Annotated in this window: 20 protein-coding genes and 1 pseudogene; 7 read left to right on the top strand and 14 right to left on the bottom strand. The window is 48.1% G+C overall.

The features are described from left to right. Positions 1 to 228 precede the first annotated feature (228 nt). On the top strand, positions 229 to 519 hold the full coding sequence (locus B5F25_RS21735; RefSeq protein WP_158100038.1) for a hypothetical protein: 291 nt from the start codon (positions 229 to 231) through the stop codon (positions 517 to 519). Positions 520 to 883: 364 nt separating this feature from the next. Here B5F25_RS21735 and B5F25_RS10690 read toward each other — a convergent pair whose 3' ends face one another. The 4 genes and pseudogenes from B5F25_RS10690 to B5F25_RS10675 all read right to left on the bottom strand — a co-directional run bounded on the left by B5F25_RS10690 (position 884) and on the right by B5F25_RS10675 (position 4,881). Continuing rightward, positions 884 to 1,639: a succinate dehydrogenase/fumarate reductase iron-sulfur subunit gene (locus tag B5F25_RS10690; protein ID WP_087249503.1), complete on the bottom strand. Its 756-nt coding sequence runs from the start codon at positions 1,637 to 1,639 to the stop codon at positions 884 to 886. 48 nt (positions 1,640 to 1,687) lie between these two features. Next, positions 1,688 to 2,050, bottom strand: a pseudogene (locus B5F25_RS10685) (four helix bundle protein). 61 nt (positions 2,051 to 2,111) lie between these two features. Beyond that, positions 2,112 to 4,094 (bottom strand): fumarate reductase/succinate dehydrogenase flavoprotein subunit, encoded by a 1,983-nt coding sequence (locus B5F25_RS10680; RefSeq protein WP_013618091.1) that lies wholly within the window; start codon positions 4,092 to 4,094, stop codon positions 2,112 to 2,114. 115 nt (positions 4,095 to 4,209) lie between these two features. Next, positions 4,210 to 4,881: a succinate dehydrogenase/fumarate reductase cytochrome b subunit gene (locus B5F25_RS10675; RefSeq protein ID WP_087213311.1), complete on the bottom strand. Its 672-nt coding sequence runs from the start codon at positions 4,879 to 4,881 to the stop codon at positions 4,210 to 4,212. A 624-nt stretch (positions 4,882 to 5,505) separates the two neighbouring features. Here B5F25_RS10675 and B5F25_RS10670 point away from each other — a divergent pair. Beyond that, positions 5,506 to 8,853, top strand: a complete 3,348-nt coding sequence (locus B5F25_RS10670) for a PL29 family lyase N-terminal domain-containing protein (RefSeq protein WP_087249501.1) — start codon at positions 5,506 to 5,508, stop codon at positions 8,851 to 8,853. A gap of 144 nt (positions 8,854 to 8,997) precedes the next feature. On the opposite strand, the gene B5F25_RS21730 is transcribed toward B5F25_RS10670, so the two are convergent. Beyond that, a complete protein-coding gene (locus B5F25_RS21730; RefSeq protein WP_239414031.1) occupies positions 8,998 to 9,135 on the bottom strand; it encodes a LuxR C-terminal-related transcriptional regulator in 138 nt (45 codons plus the stop codon). 14 nt (positions 9,136 to 9,149) lie between these two features. Next, positions 9,150 to 9,743, bottom strand: a complete 594-nt coding sequence (locus tag B5F25_RS21725) for a hypothetical protein (protein WP_158100036.1) — start codon at positions 9,741 to 9,743, stop codon at positions 9,150 to 9,152. Positions 9,744 to 9,837: 94 nt separating this feature from the next. Between B5F25_RS21725 and B5F25_RS10660 the strand changes: the two genes are divergently transcribed. Next, positions 9,838 to 10,485: a DUF1349 domain-containing protein gene (locus tag B5F25_RS10660; protein ID WP_022040565.1), complete on the top strand. Its 648-nt coding sequence runs from the start codon at positions 9,838 to 9,840 to the stop codon at positions 10,483 to 10,485. A 52-nt stretch (positions 10,486 to 10,537) separates the two neighbouring features. On the opposite strand, the gene B5F25_RS10655 is transcribed toward B5F25_RS10660, so the two are convergent. The 4 genes from B5F25_RS10655 to B5F25_RS10640 all read right to left on the bottom strand — a co-directional run bounded on the left by B5F25_RS10655 (position 10,538) and on the right by B5F25_RS10640 (position 14,983). Continuing rightward, a complete protein-coding gene (locus tag B5F25_RS10655; RefSeq protein WP_087249497.1) occupies positions 10,538 to 11,782 on the bottom strand; it encodes an alpha/beta hydrolase in 1,245 nt (414 codons plus the stop codon). 158 nt (positions 11,783 to 11,940) lie between these two features. Next, a complete protein-coding gene (locus tag B5F25_RS10650; RefSeq protein WP_087209103.1) occupies positions 11,941 to 12,636 on the bottom strand; it encodes a response regulator transcription factor in 696 nt (231 codons plus the stop codon). A 103-nt stretch (positions 12,637 to 12,739) separates the two neighbouring features. After that, positions 12,740 to 14,113 (bottom strand): HAMP domain-containing sensor histidine kinase, encoded by a 1,374-nt coding sequence (locus tag B5F25_RS10645; RefSeq protein WP_087249495.1) that lies wholly within the window; start codon positions 14,111 to 14,113, stop codon positions 12,740 to 12,742. A gap of 105 nt (positions 14,114 to 14,218) precedes the next feature. After that, on the bottom strand, positions 14,219 to 14,983 hold the full coding sequence (locus tag B5F25_RS10640; protein ID WP_087249493.1) for a DUF6261 family protein: 765 nt from the start codon (positions 14,981 to 14,983) through the stop codon (positions 14,219 to 14,221). 468 nt (positions 14,984 to 15,451) lie between these two features. On the opposite strand from B5F25_RS10640, the gene B5F25_RS10635 reads away from it, so the two are divergent. From B5F25_RS10635 to B5F25_RS10625, 3 genes are all read left to right on the top strand, one after another. After that, on the top strand, positions 15,452 to 16,468 hold the full coding sequence (locus B5F25_RS10635) for a hypothetical protein (RefSeq protein WP_087249491.1): 1,017 nt from the start codon (positions 15,452 to 15,454) through the stop codon (positions 16,466 to 16,468). Positions 16,469 to 16,511: 43 nt separating this feature from the next. Next, a complete protein-coding gene (locus tag B5F25_RS10630; protein ID WP_013618787.1) occupies positions 16,512 to 16,673 on the top strand; it encodes a hypothetical protein in 162 nt (53 codons plus the stop codon). Between the two features lie 211 nt (positions 16,674 to 16,884). Continuing rightward, entirely contained in the window at positions 16,885 to 19,158 is a 2,274-nt protein-coding gene (locus tag B5F25_RS10625; RefSeq protein WP_087249489.1) for an outer membrane beta-barrel family protein, read from the top strand. A gap of 94 nt (positions 19,159 to 19,252) precedes the next feature. Here B5F25_RS10625 and B5F25_RS10620 read toward each other — a convergent pair whose 3' ends face one another. Continuing rightward, positions 19,253 to 20,476, bottom strand: a complete 1,224-nt coding sequence (locus B5F25_RS10620; protein WP_087249487.1) for a glycosyltransferase N-terminal domain-containing protein — start codon at positions 20,474 to 20,476, stop codon at positions 19,253 to 19,255. Between the two features lie 8 nt (positions 20,477 to 20,484). Continuing rightward, positions 20,485 to 22,011, bottom strand: a complete 1,527-nt coding sequence (gene gltX / locus B5F25_RS10615; protein WP_087209130.1) for a glutamate--tRNA ligase — start codon at positions 22,009 to 22,011, stop codon at positions 20,485 to 20,487. Between the two features lie 85 nt (positions 22,012 to 22,096). Between gltX and B5F25_RS10610 the strand changes: the two genes are divergently transcribed. Further along, positions 22,097 to 24,154, top strand: coding sequence for an HDIG domain-containing metalloprotein (locus B5F25_RS10610; RefSeq protein WP_022040554.1), 2,058 nt, complete (start codon positions 22,097 to 22,099; stop codon positions 24,152 to 24,154). A 65-nt stretch (positions 24,155 to 24,219) separates the two neighbouring features. Here the strand turns inward: B5F25_RS10610 and B5F25_RS10605 are convergent, their stop codons facing one another. Both B5F25_RS10605 and coaD read right to left on the bottom strand, forming a co-directional pair. After that, the gene (locus B5F25_RS10605; protein WP_087249511.1) at positions 24,220 to 25,830 is read right to left on the bottom strand and encodes a S41 family peptidase; all 1,611 of its coding nucleotides are present in this window, start codon (positions 25,828 to 25,830) and stop codon (positions 24,220 to 24,222) included. Between the two features lie 5 nt (positions 25,831 to 25,835). After that, a complete protein-coding gene (coaD, locus tag B5F25_RS10600; protein ID WP_087209133.1) occupies positions 25,836 to 26,300 on the bottom strand; it encodes a pantetheine-phosphate adenylyltransferase in 465 nt (154 codons plus the stop codon). Positions 26,301 to 26,308: the final 8 nt, after the last annotated feature.

The following is a 26,308-nucleotide window of genomic DNA, read 5'->3' as shown; positions in this document are numbered from 1 at the left end:
GGCTAACTCCCGTCAAGGCACGGAAACTTTTGCTGTTGTCTTTATGGTCGTGGTAATTCATGTTGCAAAGGTACGCGTATGCGCGATATATAACAAATCTAAATTACATAAACTCTATTTAAGATACAAGTGTTTAATTTTTAAAACATATTAACGAATAGAGAGGGATAAATTAACAAGTTGTAAAATAACGGATAATTTCAGAAGCTATTTTGAATTTATCGTGCGATGATTTGGGATGAGTTTTTGAGGCATTTTCGCTTCTGTGATGAGGAAGATAGCGGGCTATCTGACGAAGAACAGGAGCGAAAAGGACCAAAAAATCGCCCAAAGCACACACGAAAACAGATACATCAAGCCAAGAAAAACTTTTTGGAGAAATTCAAAACAGCTTCTCAAGATAAGGAGTTATTCCAAGGAGTTAAAGGGAGTGAGAAGCCAATACTTTTACTAATGAAAATCCTAACAGAACCATTGTCCTTTAACTCCTGTGAGCGAAGCGAACATAACTTCTTCTAACTCCTTTTCATACCATTGGCATTTTGCAGATATTCAGAAACTGTTCCCAAGAACAAAAAAAATGGGAGAACGCTTTCTCCCAACCTTGTTAACCTTAAATCTAATACTATGAAAAAAATCACTTTGCAAATATAGTCATTCAGCTTGATTCTTCCAACATTATACAAGGATATTACAAATAGTTTAAAATTCTTTTGCATAGCTCCCGGACATTCATAAAAAACGAGTTGACAAGAAGACTTGGATTTAAATCCTTATCAACTTGTCAACCCGCCAAATATTCAGTGCCTGGTACCTAGTATCTAGTACCTAGTCACCTAGTACCTAGTCAACTAGTCACCTAGCCTCTGGCACCTAAAAATCATCAGTCTTTCAGTTTTGCCTTGATGAAGTCGCGGTTCAAACGAGCGATGTTGCTGATTGAAACGTTCTTCGGACATTCAGCTTCACAAGCACGGGTATTGGTACAGTTGCCGAAGCCCAGTTCGTCCATCTTGGCAATCATGGCTTTCGCACGGCGCAAAGCTTCCGGTTTACCTTGCGGCAACAGATTCAGCTGGCTAACCTTTGCTGATACGAACAGCATTGCCGAACCGTTCTTACAAGCAGCTACACATGCGCCACAACCGATACAAGAAGCAGCATCCATCGCTTCGTCAGCCACTTGTTTCGGAATCAGGATAGCATTGGCATCCTGAGGAGCGCCTGTACGTACACTGATGAAACCACCAGCCTGCATAATCTTGTCGTAAGCCGTACGGTCTACCATCAAGTCTTTGATAACCGGGAAACCAGCCGAACGCCACGGTTCAACGGTAATGACATCGCCATCGTGGAAACGGCGCATATAGAGCTGGCAGGTAGTAGCACCTGTTGCAGGTCCGTGCGGATGTCCGTTGATATACAGAGAACACATACCGCAGATACCTTCACGGCAATCGTGATCGAATACTACCGGTTCTTTACCAGACTCAACCAACTGCTCGTTCAAGATATCCAACATTTCCAGGAACGAAGTATCGCCCGGGATATCTTTCATCTGGAATGTATCGAAATGACCTTTTTCCTTCGGTCCGTTCTGACGCCAAATTTTCAGCGTAAATGATATATTTTTGTCCATTGTTTTTATTTTTAAGGTTACTAGGTACCAGGTACCAGGTAACTAGGTTTAAAATACAAATGACTTACGTTTGTTTATCAAAGCCGTCAACATTTTTATTATTTCACTGTTCATGCTGTCCAGCTCTTGATATTGTGCATCCGAAATATATGCAATATCCTTACAAATAAGAAGCTGCGTTTCCAATTCTTATGCAGATCCTAAAGCCATATATAGGAAATGAATCAACTCTTTATCATACCCTCTGCCGAATCCTTCTGCAATATTTGACGGAATCGATACGGCAGCACGGCGCATTTGGGAAGTGATTCCATATATTTCTTCTTTAGGGAAAGCCTGAGTTACCAAGTAAAGACACTTGACCATTTCCATACTTTTCTGCCAAACGACCAATTCTTTATGGGTCCTCATAAGCTTATACTATTTAAAACCTAGTCAACTAGTCAACTTGTACCTTGTCAACTGAAATTAATTAACTCTTATAATTTCTTGTCTGAACTTTAATAGCTTCGTAAACCAGCGGTTCCTTGTAGAGAACCGGAGCTTTATCATCCGAGCCTTGGTATTCCCAGCAAGATACATAGAAATAGTTGGCATCATCACGTTTAGCTTCGCCTTCTTCAGTTTGATATTCTTCACGGAAGTGACCGCCGCACGATTCGTTACGGTTCAATGCATCGTATGCAATCAGTTCACCCATGGTGATGAAGTCGTTCAAGCGGATTGCCTTATCCAATTCTACGTTCAGACCTTCTTTCTTGCCCGGAATGAACAAGTTGGTTTCGAATTCCTTGCGGATATCTTTCAGCTTCGCAAGAGCAGTCTTCAGTCCGGCTTCGGTACGTCCCATACCTACGTATTCCCACATGATGTGGCCCAGTTCCTTGTGGATAGAATCTACCGAGCGTTTGCCCTGGATTCCCATCAGGTGGTCAATCTTAGCCTGGACAGCCTTTTCTGCTTCCTCAAATTCCGGCAAGTCGGTAGAGAAGCGGGGAACAGTGATTTGGTCTGCCAGATAGTTCTGGATGGTGTAAGGCAATACAAAGTAACCATCGGCAAGTCCTTGCATCAAGGCAGAAGCACCCAGACGGTTTGCGCCGTGGTCGGAGAAGTTACATTCGCCGATAGCAAACAGACCCTTAATGGTAGTCTGCAATTCGTAGTCTACCCAGATACCACCCATGGTGTAGTGGATAGCCGGATAAATCATCATCGGGTTGTAATATTTTACGCCGTTGATTTCGTTTGCCAATTTGCCCGGGTTCACATCGGTGATTTCTTCGTACATATCGAAGAGGTTTCCGTAACGCTGGCGCACTACATCCAATCCCAGACGTTCGATACTTTCAGAGAAGTCGAGGAATACAGCCAAGCCGGTATTGTTGACACCGAAACCGTGGTCGCAACGTTCCTTAGCCGCACGGCTGGCAACGTCACGCGGAACCAAGTTACCGAATGCCGGATAACGGCGTTCCAAGTAATAGTCACGGTCTTCTTCCGGAATGTCACTGCCTTTCTTGGTACCAGCCTGCAAAGCCTTGGCATCTTCCAGCTTCTTCGGAACCCAGATACGTCCGTCGTTACGCAACGATTCAGACATCAAAGTCAACTTAGACTGCTTGTCGCCGTGTACCGGAATACAAGTCGGGTGAATCTGCACGTATGCCGGATTAGCGAAGAACGCACCTTTACGGTAGCAAGCCATTGCAGCCGAGCAGTTACATGCCATCGCATTGGTAGACAAGAAGTAAGTATTACCGTAACCACCGGTAGCGATAACTACAGCATGTGCAGCAAAACGTTCCAGTTTACCGGTTACCAGATTCTTGGCAATGATACCGCGGGCACGGCCGTCGATGATTACCACATCTTCCATTTCATAGCGAGTATACAGCTTGACTGTGCCTGCACCTACCTGACGGCTCAATGCCGAGTAAGCACCCAACAGCAACTGCTGTCCGGTCTGTCCTTTGGCATAGAATGTACGTGACACCTGTGCTCCACCGAACGAACGGTTTGCCAGCAGACCTCCATATTCGCGTGCGAAAGGTACACCCTGAGCCACGCATTGGTCGATGATGTTGTTCGAAACTTCAGCCAAACGATAAACGTTTGCCTCACGTGCACGATAGTCACCACCTTTTACAGTATCATAAAACAGACGATATACAGAGTCGCCATCGTTCTGATAATTCTTTGCAGCATTGATACCACCTTGAGCAGCGATAGAGTGAGCGCGGCGCGGAGAATCCTGAATACAGAAGTTAAACACACGGAAGCCCATTTCGCCCAAAGAAGCGGCTGCAGAAGCACCTGCAAGACCTGTTCCTACCACGATGATATCCAAACGACGTTTGTTGGCGGGGTTCACCAGTTTCTGGTGAGCTTTATAGTTGGTCCATTTTTCAGCTATCGGACCTTCAGGAATTTTAGAGTCGAGTATATTAGCCATAATTGTTTTCTTTTTTAGTTGACTAGGAACTAGTTGACTAGTTGACTAGGTTTTTTCATCCTTAATATAAAGTATCTGTAACCTAGTACCTAGTACCTGTAACCTAGTGCCTACATTATAAATTCTTCACAAAAAATACTACCGCAACCAGCATGAAGCCCAGCACGATAATCGTAGAATAAATGTTAGAGATGCACTTCCAACGGTTGATCCAGATGGTGTTGTTCCAGCCTAATGTCTGCATAGAGCTCCAGAAACCATGAGTCAAGTGGAACCACAAAGCGCACAACCAAACGATGTACAGAACGAAGAATACCGGATTAGAGAAAGTCTGTACAATGTAACCGTAACCGTCGGTTGCTTCCAGACCGCCCATCATCGGATTGCCTATCAATTCGGCAAACATCATGTTGTACCAGAAGTTGAACAAGTGCAACAGCAAGCCCAGGATGACAATCACACCCAAAGCCAACATGTTCTGAGAAGCCCATTCCACAGTTTTAGGCTTTGCACTCACCGCATAACGTTCGTTACCACGTGCGGCACGGTTCAACATCGTCAGCCAGAAAGCGTAAACGATGTGAATTACAAACAAGGCAGCTAACGCCAAGGTACCTATCAAAGCGTACCAGTTAGTACCCAAGAATTCACATACTGTGTTATAACCTTCCGCCGAAAACAGTGCAACAAGGTTCATCAACATGTGAAATGTAAGAAACAGGACAAGGGCGATACCTGTTACACTCATCACCACTTTCCTTCCAATAGATGAATTACTTAACCACATAAATGATTGAATTTAAATTATTTAATTGTTTGAACTAAAATATCCTCCAGTACGGTCTGTTACACGATGCAAAATTAGAAGATTTATTGAGATAACACAAGCGATTACGGAAATAATTCTTTAAATTCAATCAGATAATGTGTATTCTTTCCATAAAATAATCAGTTCATTGAACATTTCGCACTGTTTCTGTAGAGACGATGTGCACATCGTCTCTACTACATGGCATATACAAAATGCACAATTTCATACAGCGCATGGTTAAGAAGGAACCTTCTTCGGAACATTCAAAAAGGATAAGTTAAACTTTATTAATGTCCATTTTTCGTGACAAAATATAGTCCCAAACATTTCCATTAAGGCTGTTTATACATCTTTTTATGCCCGTTTTAGCGCAATTTCCTGACTACAAAACCGGCACATATCCGGCACATTTAGTTAACAAATCCTAATGCAATTCGAATACATTCCTATAAATCAACCGTTTACAAACAATCCGTCAGTAGCCGGCGCGGTTACAAGCCTGAGTTGAAACAGGCAGATACAAAAGGTAAAGCAGGACTTGCAAAGACCTGAGTTAGAACGATTTGAGTTTTTTAATTTATAAATTAAATTTGTTTTATTATGAGAAAAAAGTATTTAAGTGCACTGCTGTTCGGAGCGTTATTGTTCGCTTCGGCAAGTACTTTTACCTCTTGTAAAGACTATGATGATGACATCCAGAATTTAACTGAACGTGTAGATGCGGTAGAAACACTCGTCGACAATCTTCAGTCTCAAATTCAAAGCGGTGCAGTCATTACAGATGTTGCAAGTACAGGCAATGGAGTTGTTGTTACGTTAAGCAATGGCAACTCTTTTACACTTACCAACGGAACCAATGGAACTAATGGATCTGTTGTCGAAATTGGCGAAAACGGCAATTGGTTTATTGATGGTGAAGATACAGGCAGGCCATCACAAGGCGCTGCAGGAACAGGTTCTGATGCACCTACCATTTATTATGAGCCTGGAACTGAAGGCACAGAAGAAGGTTATTGGGTAAAAGTAACAGAAGAAAATGGTCAAACCACACGTGAAACAACTACAATAGCTTGGTTACCGGAAGGTGCAGTTACTGCCGTATGGAACACCAACACCCAAGAATTGATTATGAGCAACGTATTGGATGCAAATGGCGAATTGACTACAGTAATTATCCCACTGGCATCTGAACTGAAATCGCTTGTATTTGATGTAGACCATGAAAATGCGATCTATATGGATGGCGTTGAGTCTATGGAATACAGATGGATTCCTTATCGTGCCATCACTATTAACAATACTGCAACTACCGGAACTATCAATAATAATAGTTATACCGTCTTGGAGGACAATAATAACCATCAGAATCTGGCAACAAATGCAACTTTCATTGAACCGTGGCTGACATATGCTTATCACATGAATCCGACTTCTGCTATCATTAATGATGATGTAACTGTAAGTTTAATCAGTGAAGATAAAGACTTTGTCACTACAAGAGCATCTGAAGCCACTCCTGAAGTGAAATTCAGCACAACAAAAGTTGCTGATGGTATCATGTATGTAGATATTCGTATGGCTGGCTGTGATGTGATGAATCAGGCATGGAATTCAGAACAAAGCAATTCAATAGACGATACAGCAGAGGGCTATTTTGAAGTGACAAACAATAACGATAAAATTACTTCTTTAGCACTGCAGGCAAACTTGAACAAAGATGGTAGCGCAGATACTATTGTCACTTCTGACTATGCAGGAGTTTACTCTTCGCAAATCAAAATAAAGGCCTTGGCTTATCAAGAAAACAATAGCGACTTGAATTATACGATGGATGCCACACAACACAGTGTCCCCAATGTATCCAATGGTTCTCACTTGTATTATCAAGTAAAAGATGCTGTAGAAAATGCCCCAACAGTAAAAGTTGCTTACAATAACATACAAGGTGTCAACTTGAACAATTTGGTTGCTACACACTGGAGCAGCAATTCGGGTTCTTCTTTCGGCAAAAAAGGTGAAGAACAAATTTGGAATACCAGCGAAGAATTGAGCCAATACAATTTAGCATACAATTTTGAGCTTGTTACATTGACAATTGGAAGCAATGAGACTTCTGAAAGCAACAACTGCCAGCTAAGGACTGAAGGAGGAGCAACTTATTTACGTCCATGTGGTGTTAATGCGGACAGCGGTGAGCCGAGTGGCGTGCAAGGCATTGAAACAGTAGGACGTACTCCGTTGGTTCGTGCAGAATTGATAAACACCGAAAACAACGAAATCGTTGCCATCGGTTATATTAAGTTCTTGATTGTTGAAGATATTATGCCGAAATGGACTAGCGATTTCGATATTCAAGACTTGTACTATAGTTGTGCCGAACAAGACGATCAGCTGACATGGGCTGAAACTCAAACCGAATTACTGGGTCTCACAGCACAAACATCAAAAGAAACCTTTGACGCATTGTATCAGCTTGACGTTGATGCTTCGGGCAATGCTAAGCAGTTCGTAAGAAGCGGCGCAGCCGGTGCTTACACATTCGAAGAAGCTACATCATCAGAAATCTTAGGCACCATTGAAGAAATTGTAGATCCGGAACATCCGACAACGACTTGTCTGCAATGGACAGTTGACCAAGCTGATTTCATCCAGTTCAGACCTGCAAACGCATACGAAACTACCGTTGTAAGATGCGTAAGATATGTCGGTAAAATAGGCGGCAACACGAGTGATACAAGACAACCTATCTATGTGCCCATTTCTGTCACATTGCATTATCCGCAAGGAATCTTGAATAATAAGATTAATGAATACTGGTATGCTGAGAACTCACTCAACAACGGCACTCACGAAATCCATTTGAACGTTGAAGTCCCTGGAACTGAAAGCAATCCGGGTACGACTGCAAATGCTGATTGTGAATTCGTCAATGATTTCGACTATGTATTCCAAGTGAACGAGACACTGGGTCATGGCAATTGGAGTACTACTCCGTGGTCGGCTGGTTCAATAGTATACAATGAAAATGCTCCTACTTTCGGTGTCGCTTCAAACTTTGCTGACTTCCAAGATGACAAACTGGCATATATCTATTACTTCTCAGCTGAGAACAATGGCAAGCAAGTTACAGGCAACAGCGGTACAGAATATACTTTGGTAGTAGCCAACACAACACCTGCTGATTACGACCAAGTATACCAAGCAACCGGAGTAGAATATAATAATACCGCATTATATGCAAATACAATTGCTACCAACAACTTGATTGCTGTAATAGACCAAGAAACAGGCAAGGTTACTTATCAAGATACATATGTGGCAAAAGACATTTTGAACTACGTGAGCCATGCTGACTTGGAGAACACCTTCACTGCCAACATTGGTGTCGCAGCATTCAATGAATGTTCTAATCTGCTACCATTGGCTAATGACAAGTTCGACGCTCTCTTCTTGCGTCCGGTTGATGTAGAAGGCGGCGAACGTGACTACTTCGTTGATGGCGTAGATGCCGATGAACCTGAAGCATGGGCATACGTATTAGACTTGGTAAGACTGGAAGATTGGAGAGACCGTGCTTTTGTAAGCGATCACTTGGATTATTTCCACTATTATGAAGTAGAAAATATCAGTATCGATACAGACCAAATCAGGACAAACTTGAATAATCCGAATTTGACTGATGAAAGCCAGGCAGCAACATGGCCATTGCTGAACAGCATTTCTACAGCCGTCGGCTTTACTTATAACGGGCAAACGAGCACTCCTTCAGTTCCTGCAGCAAACGCATCATTGAGTGACTTAAGAACTCACTATGGCACTTTGCATTATTGGAATAATACAGCCAATGTTCAAGAATTCAAGGTTTATATTCCTGTAAAAGTAAGCTATAAGTGGGGTGACATTGACACTTATGTGATTTGCACAGTACAGCGCACAACTCAAAATTAAAAATTGAATTGTAACCATATCTAAAAAAACGGCTGTCTCAAAATAAGGTTTGAGACAGCTGCTTTTTTACATCCGTATCTAAAAGTAATTACACAAATAATCTTTTTCAATTCAAACCGACAAACGGAATATATCACCAAACGCTTACAACAAATGCAACTCTCTCGCCACATCCAGTGCACGGATGGAATTGCCGACATGCAACTTTTCTAAAATATTCTGCCGGTGACGGCTCACTGTATGGATGCTGATAGACAATCTGTCGGCTATCTCTTTGCTCATCTTTCCCTGAGCTATCAACAACAAAACCTCTCTCTCACGTTTCGACAACAAGTTCCCGCAAGACTGACAATCGATGCCGGTACGGCTACCGGTAAGCGAATCAACCAACACGTCAGGCAACAAAGCAGCACACAAAGTATACAGGCACAAGGCAAAAACCACATTACCCGTCTGTGGACTGATGACGTAATACATCCGGTGACAAACCGGCACATAACCTCGGACAGCCGTATGCATCCGCACATACATCTCCAGATAATACCGCCCATTCCTAGAGGCTGCTTTTTCACAAAATGAAAAAAACGGAGTTCCTGGGCATGCTTTCTCACCAGATCATCGGGCTGTATACGGTCGAATATTTCCTTTTCCCATATCGAATCGGTCTCATGACTGGTACCCGACGGTGACACACCCAGCACATCACCCACCCCACCATAATAGATATAGCTACGGTTTGCCTGCAAGTCGCTGAGCACGGCTATCGCAATCTCTATCTGGGCATACATCCGAGCAGCCTGTATGTATGCCGCCAGACTGTCGGACAGCAGTGTGTCGCGTCCGAAATCTTGCCTTTGCAGCGTGCGGTCGAGTTCTTGTTGCGCATCCATTGCAAGAAAAAAATAGTTATTAATAAGCATTGCGTCTCCCAGCCGGAAGCCTTACCTTTGCAAAGGTAAACATTATATTCATTCAAAAACCGATATGAGAACAATCTTCTGCACACTTTTCGTGCTGGCTGCATTGACCTGCCAGGCACAGACACTGGAGAAAATGCAATGGTTCAACGAACCGGAGCAATGGAAAATTGAAAACAAAGCATTGACAATGTCGGTCACTCCGCACACCGACTACTGGCGCATCTCGCACTACGGATTCACCGTCGATGATGCACCGTTTTATTATGCCACCTACGGAGGCGAGTTTGAAGTGAAAGTCAAGATTACAGGAGACTACAAGGTGCGCTTCGACCAGGCAGGGCTGATGCTCCGCATCGACAAGGAAAACTACATCAAGGCAGGAATCGAGTTCGTGGACGGGAAATTCAACCTGAGTACCGTGGTCACACACCACACGAGCGACTGGAGCGTCATCTCGCTCGACAAGCCTGTACCCTACGTATGGATTAAAGCAATACGCCGCAAAGATGCCGTCGAAGTGTTCTACTCGTTCGACGACCAGACCTACACCATGATGCGCAATGCCTGGATGGCAGACAACACCCCGATGATGGTAGGCGTAATGGGTGCCTGCCCCGATGGCGAAGGCTTCAACGTGACATTCGAGCACTTCCAGGTAAAACACCTGCCCGACATGCGGCGTATGGAGTGGCTGAAACAGAACGCCGAGTGATTCTCCGTATCATAGCCGAACGCAGAGGCACTCCTGCACCTCTGCGTTCCGTTTATCGGAGTGCATTTATCCAGTCCGCAATGTCTTTCAGCACTTCCGGAGCGCAAGTCTCTTCTATGCGGTAATAATCCAATGACGTAGCAAGCTGGCAATGCTGGAACAGATGGTTCAGTCCGGGATATTCCTTGATGAGGTTCTGCCGGTTGCCGTCCGCCAAGTATTTCCTGATTGCCCCCAAATTGCTTTCCGCCAGCACCTGCATGTCGTAGGTGCCGTTGATAGCCATTACAGGCACAGTGGTATTCATAATGTCGGATGCCGGGTCGTAATCAGCGAAATAGTCCAGCCAGGCATTCTTGGGCTGCAGCTTCATTTCTTCACGCACCTGCTTTACGGTCCGGTTTGCCGGCTTGCCGTAAAGCCGCAACTGGGCATTCTGCTGCTCTGCCAACAGGCTGTCGCCTTTGATTCCCGGTCCTGCCATGCTGACGATAAAGTCGGCAACGCTATCGGCACCCAGCATGAAAGCAATCATTCCGCCTTCGCTATGCCCCAGCACACCGACCTTGCCGAATCGGCGGCTGTCCTTCAGCCAGGCAATGCCGGCTGCCGCATCATCCGCAAAATCTCTTGAAGTGGCTCCTTTGACGTTTCCTGTAGAACGCCCTACGCCCCGGTCGTCATACCGCAGGGAAGCGATGCCGTTCTTTGCCAGATAATCGGCTATGACCAGAAAGGGCTTGTGCCCGAACACTTCTTCATCCCGGTTTTGCGCACCGCTTCCGGTCACCATCAATACCACCGGCACTTTCTTGCCTTCGGAATAACCTGCCGGACAGGTCAATGTGCCTGAAAGCGTGGCACCGGCTGCATCGTTGGAGAAGCTCACTTCTTCGGTCTTATATTCCAGACTTCCCTTAGGCTCCTGCGGACGAGCAGGAGCATCCTGTTCTCCTGTTGTCAGATTCAAAGGAAAGGACATCCCGTGCTGGACAAAAGTGCCTTCCACCGTTCCCTCCTTCCACTTTCCGGTATAAACCACATTGATTACCGGCACCTGCAGGCTTACGGAATCATCGGCAAGCCAGTCCACTTTTACAGGAATATCCTTGGCACCTTGTGCCGGTACGTCCATCTTCACCACATCTTTTCCAGCCGGGTCTTTTTCGAAATGGAAAACGATGCCGAGTTTCTGAGAACCTGCGTTCAAATCGCCATGCCACGAGCCGGTGATATGCTGGGCACGAACCATACACGTTCCTATCAGGAACATCACAATCAAAGAAATTCTTTTCATAAGATATTTAGTTTAAATTGAATATCCGTAAACATCCCATGTAGGGGTGTATTGCATACGCCCGAATGCGTCCACTTATCCACGCGGATGTCTTCAAGGCGTATGCGATACGCCCCTACAGCCAATTGGACAAATACAGAATTTAGTTTAAAACGTCATCAGTCCACCAGCTGCAGCCCCACCCCCTTCACCGTCTTCAGCTGCACGCTCTCGTCGGCAGCGAGCAGCTTGCGCAGGCGCGACACGAAGACATCGAGGCTGCGCGAGGCGAAATAGTCGTCTTCGGTATTCCACAGGCGCGAGAGGATGACTTCGCGGCGCACCACCCTACCCTTGTTCTCGCACAGCAGGCGGAGCAGGTCCGCCTCGCGCACAGTGAGGGTTTCCGCTTCCCCGTCCGCCTTTAATAAGGTAGAGCGGTCGGCGTTGAACGTGTAGAGCCTGCCTATCGGGAAGAGCGTCTCGTGGGCTTCCGCCTGCCTGCCCTGCGTCAGCCTGAGCAGGGCGGTGACGTGGGCATGCAGCTCTTCGGGCAGGAAAGGCTTCTTGATGTAGTTGTTCACGCCCAGTTCATATCCTTTCACCACGTCTTTGGGCGACACCCTGCCCGAAGTGAAGAGGATAGGCGTGCGCTCGTCCGTCTCGCGGATGCGGCGCACCATTTCGTAGCCGTCCATTACGGGCATCTCGATGTCGGACACGATGACATCGGGCTTCCACGTTTTCCATATCCGCAAGCCCTCCTCGCCGTCTGCGGCGGTCTGTATCTCGTAGCCGCCTATCATGTCTTCCAGCCCGCCGCGGATGATGTAGCACAGGTTGGCATCGTCTTCTACCAATAATAGTCTTGTCATTTGTTTAATTTTAGGAGTTAAGAAGTTAAGGAGTTAAGTAGTTAAGAAGTTAAGCCAATAGTCAATATCGGCAAGTAAATTGCAGAAGTATTGACTTAACTTCTTAACTACTTAACTCCTTAACTACTGTATTAGGAAACACCAGCGTGAACTCGCTGTACTCGCCTTCGATACTCTCCAGCTTCACCGTGCCGCCATGCGCCTCCACGATGCGGAGCACGTAGTTCAGCCCCAGCCCGAAGCCCGGTGCACCTCCGCCCCGGCTCCGGCTTGCCGCCGAGGCACGCTCGTATTTCTCGAATATCTTCGCCTGGTCCTTCAACGGAATGCCAAAGCCGTTGTCGCGCACCGAGACCGCGATGCTTCCGTCGGCACGTTTCGCCGAAGCGAAGGTTATCTCCACCTCACTGCCCGAATATTTCACGGCATTGTCTATCAGGTTGCTCAGTGCCTCGCGCAGAAACTCCTCGTCGGCATACACCGCCGGAGCGTCCAGCTTCCATACATAGCGTATCGGCTTCTCCGCCTTCGCCTGATACTTTGCGGCAAGGTCCTCCAGCATCGGGCGCAGCAGGCATTCCGTCTTGTCGAGCCTCAGCTGGCGGTGCTCCAGTTTGGCGAGCGTCAGCACCTTGTTGGTCAGGCTGATGAGGTGCTCGCCCTCCTCGCGCAGGATGCGGAAATACTGCGCCCGCTTCTCCGGCTGGCTGTCGAGCCGTCCGGTCTCGAGGATGCGCGTGCCCATCACGATGGAGCTGAGCGGCGTCTTCATGTCGTGTATCATCGCGTACGAGAAGTCCTCGCGCAGCTTCGCCACCTTGTCCTGCCGCAGGATGATGCGCACCTGCCACACCACGCACACCACCGCCACGGCGATAATCAGCACCGTGGCTATCAGCACCAGCGTCATGCGCCGCGCGATGACCCAGTAGGGGTTGGTGATGATGCCCTGCACGAAGCGTGCCTCATTGAAGTCGAGCATCAGCGAGTCGGTCTTCAGGATGCCCTCCCGATGCAGCTCTTTCCCCACGGAAGAACGGAGCACCCGCCCCGTGGAGTCGGTGATGCACGAAGCCACCTCGGCACGGATACCGGCGGAGTCGAGCATGTGGGCGTAAATCGAATCGAGCACGGGGAGCGACACGTCCTGGTGTATTTCCGTATAAATATAATCCTGCAGGCCGGTATGGATGCTCGACATCAGCCACCGGTTCGGCATGTTCCGGAAGACGGAAGTGGCGGTGTCCACCTCGAATTTCATCGACAGCGTGGTGTCTTTGCCGAATTTCCGCTCCTTGTATACCGACATCCGGTGGAACGCCTCTTCCAGCGAAGCATCGCGGAACACCTCGTCCGCCTTCATCCGCAGGCTTTCCCTCGCCAGCCGGTAGCTGTTCGCCAGCCACACGTATTGCAGCTCCGCTATCGCCAGCAGGGCGATGAGGGCTATCCAGCGCAAGTGTCTTATCTCTTTCATTGGATTGATTGTTGAAACGCAGATTTTCGCAGATTCACGCAGATTGAAAAATAGAAAATAATCTGCGGAAATCTGCGTGAATCTGCGTTTTGTCTGAAAAGTCAGTTACACTTCCGGTTCCGGTTTTTTCCGCTTTGCCTGCGCGATGCGCTGGTTGTAGAGGGCGTTCATCTCGTCAATCAGGGCGTTGAGGTTGGTGACGAACGTGGCGGTGGCGTCCGTAGGATGCGCCACGCTCTGCACGAACGCCACGGTGGCGATGTAGTCGTACAGCTCGTCCATGCGCAGGCGCACCGTCTTGCTTTCGTCCAGGCGGCTGGCGGCACGCTCCTCGGTGCGCTGCTCGGTCAGCGAGGCATACTCTTCGTTCGCCGTTTCCAGTTCCGTGAGGATGTTGGTCAGCGCGAGCGTCTCCACGTTGGGCGCGTTCTCCGCCTTGCGTGCATCGGTCAGCAAGCCGCATATCTGCACCGTTTCCTGCTGCGAGGGCGAACGGTAGCAGCCCACGTAAGATTTCAGCACATTGTAGAGGGAGGTTGCCGCCGATTTCTCCGCCGCCACGGGCGAAGACTTCTTGTTGCGGATAGAGTTGAAAAGATAGACCACGAGGTCATCGCGCTGCTTGTCTACGTCGGCAAGTTCCGCCGTGCGGTCGCTGATGCGGCTCTGCGCCACGATGTCGTTCATCGTTCCCAGCAGCGTTTCGTATTCTTCCTGCACCTCCGCCTCGATGCCCAGTGCCGAGCCGCCGTCGGGTTCGAGCGTCCCTGCCTGCTCTACGAGGGTGAGGACACGGGTAGAGAAGTTGGTGTATTCGGCGTTGTTCAGTCTTGTAATGCCGAACTCTTTGATTTTTACGATTGTTTTCATCTTCAAAGGGGATTAAATTTGACAATATAGTTGATTAATTCACCTCCAAAGTTAGTTTTATTTTCCGATAAACCGCCTCCAAAGTGAAGAAAAGTATGTTCCGCCTCTTCAAAAACGGCTTTAAAAAACGTGCAAAACATGCGCCGACCCCTCGGCGGAGGCTTTGCAGACGTGTAAAATGCGTGCGGAGGGGTCGGCGGGAACTTTGCAAGTGTTGCAAAACGTGCGGCGAGGGGTCGGCGGAGACTTTGCAGATGTGCAAAATGCGCGCGGAGGGGTCGGCGGGGACTTTGCAAGTGTTGCAAGGTGTGCGGCGAGGGGTCGGCACACGTTTTGCACGTTTTCCAAGGTCGGAGCGGAAAGTAATTGTTGAATATTCATCAGATATAGAAGTCAATCTATTTGATACTTCCGGCAAATCATATTAAATTTGCCAGCATAATTTAATTATCATAAATAAGTCTGTATATGATATTTGTTTTACTTGTTCTATTATTATTCATCGTAGGTTATGTTGTTATTACAAAGAAGAAAAGCAAAAGTAACGTTCCACCTCAATCGAGCACTCCTGTTATTGATGCGAAAGTGAATGCACCAGTAAATGAACCATGCATTGACGACAAAATTGCAGAATCTCCGAATAATGCAGCAACTCAAACAGAAGCGGCAGATATTGTAAAAGAGCCTGTTCCATCATCCGTCATAACATCGGGAGAGAACGAATATTACAAAGAATTGCTTTTGGATAGCAAATGGATACAAAAACGGGACAATAGAAAGAGAATAGATCATTACGTCTGCCAAAATTGTTATAATACAATAAAGTTGGACAATATCGATGAGATATCTAAATACGTAGATTTCCCGGATGTTGCCGACATAGTAATATCTGCGTTTAAATCGCAACAAAATGATGCTGAGAATTTGGAAGAACAATCATTAGGTAGTTATAAGCTTTATAAAATGAGTGAAATGACCAATTACATACCTAAGTATGAAGTCTATCTAAACAATTATCACTTAGGGCTTTTTAGCTGTTCACAAAACAGGAAAACAATAGCTTTAGCCAGTACAATTAATATTATTTCCAACAAAAACTTATCTGATAATGATGTAGATAGGGTCAGCTTTAAAAGCATCAAATGCAAGCCTTTTAAAACTAAGACTAAAAATGGATATAAAGATTGTGATACCATTTTCATACAATATATGAAAGGCAATACAACCAATGATGCTATTTACCTTACCTATTGTTTTGGCTATATCACAGGCGTCGACTATAATCAAGGACTTGCAATGTTGACCAAAAATGATTTTGCAATCATATTTCCCTTATTCAAACTGAATAGTTCCGAGACGTTGGAAGTGCATCATAAAAAATATTCACGCTCGCATTTGCCTTGGGATGTCAAAGATGAAGATTTAATCACGCTTTGCCATAGTTGCCATATGGAAGCCAACAAAAAGGCTATACCTGTAGAGTAATCATTTAGACACCAAAGGCATTACAAATAAAAGGAGGAATATTATGAATACAAACGAAGAAATGCTGACCGACATCAGCGCTGAACTGGATAAGGAGTTCGGTGCGCCCGGCACGCCCGAACGTGCGAAGTTCGACGAAGAAGCGTATGCGTTCTACACGAATTGTGTTTTATCGGATAATGCACGCCCTGGGGATGAGGGTTGAGGTGGTCAAGCCGATTGTGTGACAAATCGTAGGGGCGGGGTCTGCCCGCCCGAATGCATCTACAGCGGATGTCTTCGGGCGAGCGGACCTCGCCCCTACCGTGCTTTCATATCGCATACTCCCCCGTTAACGTTACGTTAACCTTGCGTTAACCACCGATGCGGAGGCGGCTCTTTACCTTTGCGACATCAATCAAAAACGACAGAACGACATGAAAACATTCTTTTTCTTGCTGATGTGCGGACTTTGTACGGCTACACTCTCCGCCCAAAGCCTTACGGGGACGGTGACCGATGCCGACCGCCGGCCCGTGGAAGCCGCTACGGTGGTGCTGCAAACCGCCGACTCTACCTATATCGATGCGACCTTGACCGACAGCTTGGGGGCGTTCCGCTTCGGGCAGCGTCCCGAGAGGTACCGCCTCATCGTGGAACACCTTATTTATAATACCTGCATCCGCGAAGGGAGCGGGACAGACGCGGATACCCTCGTGCTGACGCCGCGCGACTATGCGCTGGACGAGGTGACGGTGCGCGGCGAGCGTCCGCTGGTGAAGGTGGAGGGCAGCCGCCTGACTTACGACGTGGCGCAAATCGCCGCCAGCCGCCTCGTGACCAATGCCTACGAAGCCTTGCTGCAGCTGCCGGGCGTGGTGGAGAAAGACGGCGTGCCTGCCCTTGCCGGAAGCGGAAGCCTGGGCATCGTGCTCAACGGCAAGCCTTCGTCGATGACCGCCGAGCAGCTCATCGCCCTGCTGAAGGCAACGCCAGCCTCGCGCGTGGAACGGGCGGAGGTGATGTATAGCGCGCCGCCCCAATACCATGTGCGCGGCGCGGCGGTCAACCTCGTGCTGAAAGGTTACAAGGCTGGCGAAGGCGGCCTGCAGGGCGAGGTGAACGGCAACTACGTGCAGAAGGACGAAGCCGGAGGCAACGGGGGCGTGACGCTGGCGTGGCTCTCGCCGCGGTGGGACGTGGACGCGATGTACCACCTGAGCGACTATTATTACCGGCAGGGAATGGACTTCCGCGCCCTGCACACCGCAGACGGAGAGACGCACGACATCCGCCTGTCTGAAGATGACAGCGGACGGAGCCTGACCCATACCTTCCGCACCGCCGCCACCTACAAGCCCACGGAGGACGACCGCCTCAGCCTCAGCTATACCGGAAGCCTCAAGCCCGACGGGAAATCGACGGCAGACGCATGGGGCAACGTGACGGACTCGCACAACGGCAAGCGGAGCGATACGCAGCTGCATAACGCCGCGCTGAACTATACCTCCGGCTTCGGGCTGAGCGCAGGCGCCGACTACACCTATTACAAAGACGAGAGCACGCAAGACTTCACCGACACCGAAGCCGAGCCGTCCGCCTTCCGAAGCGACTCGCACCAGCGCATCGACCGCTGGAAAGTATATGCCGACCAAAGCCATTCGCTCGCAAAGGGCTGGACGCTGAACTACGGCACGGCGTTCACCTACGTGAACAACCGCAACTCGCAACGCTACGACCTGCCCGAGATGAGCGGCATGAACAGCGAAAGCCGCATCGATGAATATACCTACAACGTCTATGCCGGATTCGACAAGGCGTTCAGTCCGCAATGGAACCTCAGCGCGTCGGCAGCAGTGGAATACTATAAGATGACGGACTACCGGAAGTGGGCGGTCTACCCCACCCTTTCGCTGAACTACATGCCTTCGGCGGCACACATCTTCCAGCTTTCGTTCAGCTCGGACAAGACCTATCCCGACTACTGGACGCTGAGCGGCAGCACCAGCTACCTGAACGGCTATCAGGTGATAGAAGGCAACGCCAGCCTGCACCCCTACACCGACTATACCGCCACGCTGACCTACATCTGGAAGAGCAAGTACATCGTGCAGGCGGAATACAGCTACGTGCCCGACTACTTTATGCAGATGGCATATCTGGACTCGAACGAGCTGCGTGCCATTTATAATTACCAGAACTGGGACTATCTGCAGCTGCTCACGTTCACCGCCGTCGTCCCCTTCCGCGTAGGCACGTGGTGGGACAGCCAGCTGACGCTGAACGCCCAGCTGAAGCACGACAAGGCGAGCCGCTACTACGACGCTCCCTTCGACAACAAGCGGTGGGCAGGCATCGGGCAGTGGACCAACACCTTCACCCTGAGCAGCCGCCCCAATATCCGTCTGGAAATCTCCGCCTTCGGGCAGACAGGAGCCATACAGGGCAGTTACCGCCTCGGTGCCGTGGGCTATGTGGATGCCGCCCTGCGCTACACCTTCGCCGGCGACAAAGCGATGCTCCAACTGAAAGGCACCGACCTCTTCAACGGGATGAACCACCTCGACATCGAGTCGCGCAACGGCACCCAGCACTTCGACATGCACGTGAAGAACTACGCCCGCAGCCTTACCGTCTCGTTCAGCTACCGCTTCGGCGGGTATAAGAAGAAGGAGGCGAAAGAGGTGGATACGTCGCGGTTCGGGATGTGAGGTTTCAAACAGATAAACAAAAGAGGCTGTCTCTAAATGAAAAACAACTTTCATTTAAAGACAGCCTCTTCCCGAATGATAAAAGAAAGACACGTCACAAACGGACGATATCCATTATTTTGTCCAGCGCACCGGCGTTGTCTTTTACATAATCGCCTGCCGCCTTACCCGAAGCAGAAAGAAAGGCTTCATCGGACAGGAAGCGATCCATCAGGGTTTCGAAACCGGTAGCATCGGTTATCTCAAAACCGCCACGGCAGGCTTTCAATCCCTGAGCTTCAAGGAATTTCTGATTGTTAGGTCCGAAAACAACAGGGATGCCATAAACAGCCGCTTCGAGCGTATTGTGTATGCTCACGCCGAAACCACCGCCAATGTATGCCACCTCGCCATACCGATAGATAGACGAAAGCAGTCCGAAACAGTCTATGATAAGACAGTCTGCACGGCACACGTTCTCTGGCGTCGCCTGCGTGTAACGCACCGCAGTGCGGTGCAGCTTGCTTTCGATTTCGGACAGATGGTTTTCATCAATGACGTGGGGAGCAATGATAAGCTTCATCTCCGGATGGGCATTGAAATAGGGAATGAAAATATCCTCATCGGGTGCCCACGAACTGCCAGCCACCAGCGTATAGCGATTGCTGCCCTTGAATGCTTCTACCAACGGAAGTTCTTTCGCCTGACGGCAGATGTCCAGCACGCGGTCGAATCGTGTATCACCCACAATGGTGGTAGCGGTGACACCTATCCCTGCAAGCAGGCGCACAGACTCTTCATTCTGCACAAAGAGATGGGTAAAACATTTCAGCACGTCCCGATATGCTACACCGTACCACCGAAAGAACACTTGCTGCGGACGGAAGATGGAACTGACGCTGTAGACCGGCACCCCACGGCGATGAAGCGCACCAAGATAGTTTTTCCAAAACTCATACTTGATGAAAAATGCGGCGCAAGGATGTGCTGCATCGAGAAAACGGCGCACATTGCGCGGTGTATCAAGCGGTAAGTAGCACACCACATCGGCACCCCGGTAATCCTTGCGCACCTCGTAGCCCGAAGGCGAGAAAAACGTCTGCAAGATTTTGTATTGAGGATAATTCCGGCGGATAAGCTCTATCAACGGGCGTCCTTGCTCGAATTCACCCAATGAGGCGGCATGAAACCAGATGTACTTCGCCTGCGGATCAATTTTCCGTGCCAGCACATCGAAAGCTTCACGCTCACCCTTTACCATCCGCGCCACTTTCTTATTGAACAGCGCAATCAGACGGACTGCCCCTACGAACAGGCAGATTGCAAAATTGTATATCATCACACCGGTTATTTAAGCACCTCCACCGCACGGCGCATACGCCTGATAGTCTCTTCCTTGCCCAGCAGTTCGGTAATGTCGAACATATGCGGTCCCTTGCATTCGCCTACCACGGCAAGACGGAAAGCATTCATCACATTGCCCAAGTGATATCCCTTCTCTGTAATCCAGGCTATCACAATGTCTTCCGACGGTTTCGAAGTGAAATCACCGATACCTTCCAGCACACCGGCCAGCTCGTCCATAATACGGGGCGTATCGGCATTCCAGCGTTTCTTCACATCTTTCTCGGCATAGGTTTCAGGAGCCACGAAGAAAAAGCGTGCCTGCTCCCAAAGTTCTTTCACAAAATTGACACGGCCTTTCACCAGTGAAACGACCTTTGTCAGATAACTATCGGTATAATCGTGCACTGCCACTCCATGCGCTTCCAGCACAGGTTTGAACAGGGCAGCAATCTCCTCGTCACTCTTGCGCAGAATATATTCATGATTGAACCAGATGCCTTTCTTGTAATCGAATTTAGCCCCCGCCTTGCTACAGTGATTCAAGTCGAAAAGATTCACCAGTTCGTCCATCGACATCAATTCCTGGTCATTACCCGGATTCCAACCCAACAAGGCAAGGAAGTTAATGACCGCTTCGGGCAGATATCCCGATTCACGGTATCCCGATGACACTTCACCAGTCTTGGGGTCATGCCATTCCAGTGGGAATACAGGAAAACCAAGACGGTCGCCGTCACGCTTACTCAATTTTCCATTGCCTTCGGGTTTCAGCAACAAGGGCAGATGTGCAAAACGGGGCATCGTATCTTCCCAGCCAAAAGCACGGTAAAGCAAGACGTGCAAGGGAGCGGAAGGCAGCCATTCCTCACCACGGATAACATGGGAAATTTCCATCAAATGGTCATCGACAATATTTGCCAGGTGATACGTAGGCAGTTCGTCTGCCGATTTATACAGAACCTTGTCATCCAGAATAGAAGAGTTGATTTTCACATCGCCGCGGATGAGATCGTCCACGTGCACATCTTCATCGGGTTCAATTTTGAAACGAACCACATACTGTTTTCCTTCGGCAACAAGACGGTCTACTTCCTCTTGCGGCATCGTCAGCGAATTACGCATCGACATACGTGTAGAGGCATCATACTGGAAGTTAGGTATTTCCTTTCGTTTGGCATCCAGTTCTTCGGGCGTGTCAAAAGCAATGTAGGCTTTTCCACTGTCGAGCAACACTTTCACATATTTCTTATAGATGTCGCGACGCTCCGACTGACGGTAAGGTCCATAATTTCCTCCGAAACTGACCCCTTCGTCAAACTGGATACCCAGCCATTTGAACGATTCGAGTATGTATTCTTCCGCTCCCGGAACGAAGCGGTTCGAGTCGGTATCCTCGATTCGGAAAACCAAGTCCCCCCCGTGCTGACGGGCGAACAGATAGTTGTATAAGGCAGTGCGCACACCACCGATGTGTAACGCTCCCGTAGGGCTGGGAGCGAAACGAACTCTAACTTTTCTTTCTGCCATAGTGATTTTATCTAAAAAATACAGCGCAAAATTAAGGTATTTTTCCCGTTTTTTTCTTATTTTGCAGGCAAAATATCCGAATCTTATGAAAAGTTTCCAAACCGAAAGACAGTTCTCATATAAGAAGTTCTTCTATAAATGCGGCATCTTCCTTGCTGCAGTGGCCATTATCGTATACTTCCTGCCGCGGGAAGGACAATTCAACTATCAGTTTGACATCAATAAACCGTGGAAATACGGCCTGCTCCAAGCCTCGTTCGACTTTCCCATCTACAAGGGAGAAGACGAAGTGCAACGCGAACAGGACAGCATTATGAGAAGCTACCACCCCTACTTCCAGTTATCGGAAACCATGGGTGAACGGATTATCAGCCAGTTCAAGGAAGACTACAACAGAAAACTCCGGCAAATCATCCCCGACCCCACGTATCCACATTACATCGAACAAAAACTGAAGGAAATCTATCGGAAAGGAATTATGCCTGTCGAACAACTGGCGCGTCTGCACAAAGACAGTATCCTGAGCATACAGATTGTCTACCAGAACACTTCCATCCTGCAAAGCATCAGCGAAATCTACAGTACGAAACGGGCTTATGAAGCATTGGTCAATTCGGACACCGTACACTTCAGCAAGACCCTGCTGCAACGATGCAACCTGAACAATTACCTGACCGTAAACCTTATTTACGATGCCAACAAATCGGAAACGGCAAAAAAAGACTTGCTCTCAGGAGTATCATTCGCCAAAGGCTTCGTAATGAACGGACAGAAAATCATCGACCGGGGTGAAATCATCAACCAGCAGACCTATAACATCTTGAAATCCCTGCAACGGGAATGGGACAAACGGAACGAAACCACTACCGAAAAACGCCTGACCCTATTCGGGCAAATCCTGTTTGTATCCATTCTCATCGGATGCTTTATGATATACCTCGCCCTGTTCCGCCGCGATTATTACGACAAGAAAGGAAGCCTTAGCATCCTGTTCTTCCTGATTATCTTCTTCCCTGTCATCTCATCACTGATGGTATCACATCCGTTTATGAGCGTGTACATCGTACCATTCACAATGCTGCCGATGATTGTACGCATCTTTCTCGACTCGCGCACAGCATTCATGGCACACATCCTGTCTATATTGCTTTGCTCCATCTGCCTGCGTACGCCGCATGAATTCATCTTGCTGCAGACCATCGCAGGCATGGCAAGTATTTATAGCCTGCGCGAACTGTCGCAACGCTCACAGTTATTACGCAGTGCCCTGATTGTTGTCGTTGCCTATTCAGTATTATATTTCGCGCTCGACCTGATCCATGTCAACGACGTTTCGCAACTGAACACGAATATCTACATCAATTTCATCATCAACGGCATATTGCTGCTGTTTACCTATCCGTTGCTGTTCATCCTCGAAAAGACTTTCGGGTTTACATCCAACGTCACACTAGTGGAACTCTCGAACATCAACAACAAACTGATGCGTGAAATGTCGGAAGTAGCTCCCGGTACATTCAACCACTCCTTGCAGGTGGCCAACCTCTGCGCCGCAGCTGCCAACCGTATCGAAGCCAACAGCCAACTGGTGCGTACCGGAGCAATGTACCACGATATCGGCAAAATGCTGAATCCTGCCTTCTTCACCGAGAACCAGTCGGGCGTGAATCCACACGACCAGCTAAGTTACAAACAAAGTGCCCAAATTGTAATCAGCCATGTAACCGACGGCGTGAAACTTGCAGAAAAGAACAACCTGCCCGAGGTCATCAAAGACTTCATCCGCACCCATCATGGAAAAGGATTAACCAAATATTTTTACATCTCGTACCAGAACGAACATCCCGATGAAGAAGTAGATAAGGAAGCATTCCGCTATCCGGGTCCGAACCCTTTCACCAAGGAACAGGCGATTATGATGATGGCAGACTCGGTAGAAGCTGCCTCGCGCAGCCTGCCTGAATACACCGAGGAAAGCATCTCGAACCTGGTAGACAAAATCATTGACAGCCAGGTACAGGACGGCAACTTCAAAGAATGCCCCATCACCTTCAAAGACATTGCCACGGTGAAAAGCGTATTCAAAGAAAAACTGAAAACGATGTACCACACCCGTATCAGTTACCCGGAACTGAAGAAATAAGCAAACAAATGCCAATCCATGGTGAGCATGATGTAAGACAACCCCGTTGTCACATCATGCCACCATCAATAGCTGCCTGAAGAAGTTCCACGCTTCAAGAACTCTTCTTCAGGTCTTTCCAGCAATTCGATAGCCTTATTCATACTGTCACTCAAACGATTGATAACCTGGAAATATTCATTCATATCCCAAAGGTCGCGGGCGATAAGGGCTTTCAGCTGGGCTTTGATAAGAGGCATCGCCAACTGATATTCTTTCTCCTTATAAACAACTCCCAATGTCTCTCCCAAAGCTTTCAACTCGTCCAGCATTTCGGGAGTAACTTCAAACTCACGGTCAAAATGACGGAAGTCTTTATACTTCTTCAACCATTCTGTCCGACGAGCATCCACCCATTTCAAATTTTGCTGCACAATGGCTCCTTTATCGCGCAAAGCCAGGTAATAATCAGTATACATCGTGGTATCCACCGGCACAAAATAATCGGGCATAATACCTCCGCCACCATAAACCGTACGCTTCAGGCGCAAAGTCTTATATTTCAACGAATCGGGAAAATGAATACTGTCAGCACTCAGCATTTCACCACGGTTGTAACGGTCTATCAAGTCACGGTTATACTGTTCGATACTTTCATAAGGTTTCTGGATACAACGTCCCGAAGGTGTATAATAACGAGCCACAGTAAGACGAATCATCGAACCATCGGGCAAGTCAATGGGACGCTGCACCAATCCTTTGCCAAATGTACGGCGACCAACCACGACTCCTCTGTCCCAATCCTGTATGGCGCCGGTAACAATCTCGCTTGCTGAAGCCGAAAATTCATCCACCAATACCGCCAGCCGTCCGTCGAGGAAATCTCCGTTTCCTTCAGCATCAAACTCGGCACGCGGATTACGGCGCCCTTCGGTATATACAATCAGTTGTTTCTTGCCCAAAAATTGATTTACGACCTCTATGGCAGCATTCAAGTATCCTCCACCATTGCCCTGCAAGTCGAGAATCAAGTCTTTCATACCCATTTTCTGCAGGCGATGCAAAGCATCTACAAACTCTTTGCCCGTAGTAGCTCCGAAGCGGTTGATACGGATATAGCCGATACGGTCGTTCACCATATACGAAGCATCCAGACTATAGACAGGAATCTTGTCGCGCGTAATGGTAAACGGAAGCAACTCTTTCACTCCACGGCGCATCACCTTCACATTCACCTTTGTTCCACGTTTGCCGCGTAAACGGCGCATCACATCATCTGTACTCATCTTTACACCGGCTATCACTGTATCATTGACTTCGATGATGCGGTCGCCCGCCAAAATACCGACCTTTTCAGAAGGACCTCCCGACACTGGCTGAATAACAAATAAAGTATCGGTAGCCATATTGAACTGAATGCCGATACCATCGAAATTACCCTGTAAGGGTTCATTCAATTCTCGCACCTCTTCGGGATTGGAATATGTAGAATGAGGGTCAAGTTCTTTCAGCATGCTGACAATTGCATCTTCTACCAGTTTTCCTTCATTCACTTCGTCTACATACAGATTGGCTATGGCAAACTCTGCCAACTGTAATTTACGGGAAGGAGAATTTAAAAGTTTGTTGCTCTGTGCACCTGCTGAAAGTGCAAACAGCACACAAAGCCATGTTATCAAGCAACGGTATTTCATCATAATCTTCATTCTTCATTAATATCAAGTTCTGCCGGCAAGAACGGTGTGACATCCTTGCCATAATGCAACAGTTCGCGCACGATGGTGGAACTGATTGCGGTCAGTTCGGGCTCGGTAAAGAGCAAGATGGTTTCCACTCCCGACAATTTGCGGTTGATGTCGGCTATGGTTTCTTCGTACTCGAAATCGTGTACCGTACGGATGCCACGGATAATGAACTTAGCATCGCGCATACGGGCAAAGTCTACCGTCAATCCATCGTATGCCTCTACACTCACACGTGGGTTACCGGCATACAGCTTCTCAATCATCCGCACACGCTTATCGGTAGGGAAATACGTCCGCTTCTTCTCGTTCACGCCGATACCGATGATGATTTCGTCCATAAAGGTCAAGGCACGTTTCACTACCGAATAATGCCCGATGGTAAAGGGATCGAATGTCCCTGGAAATATTGCACGCTTCTTCATTATCAACC

This window comes from Bacteroides sp. An19, assembly GCF_002160215.1.
GTDB classification, from domain to species: Bacteria; Bacteroidota; Bacteroidia; order Bacteroidales; family Bacteroidaceae; genus Phocaeicola; species Phocaeicola intestinalis.
The sequence above is the reverse complement of the archived record's forward strand: the minus strand, read 5'-3'. Positions and strand labels throughout refer to the sequence as shown.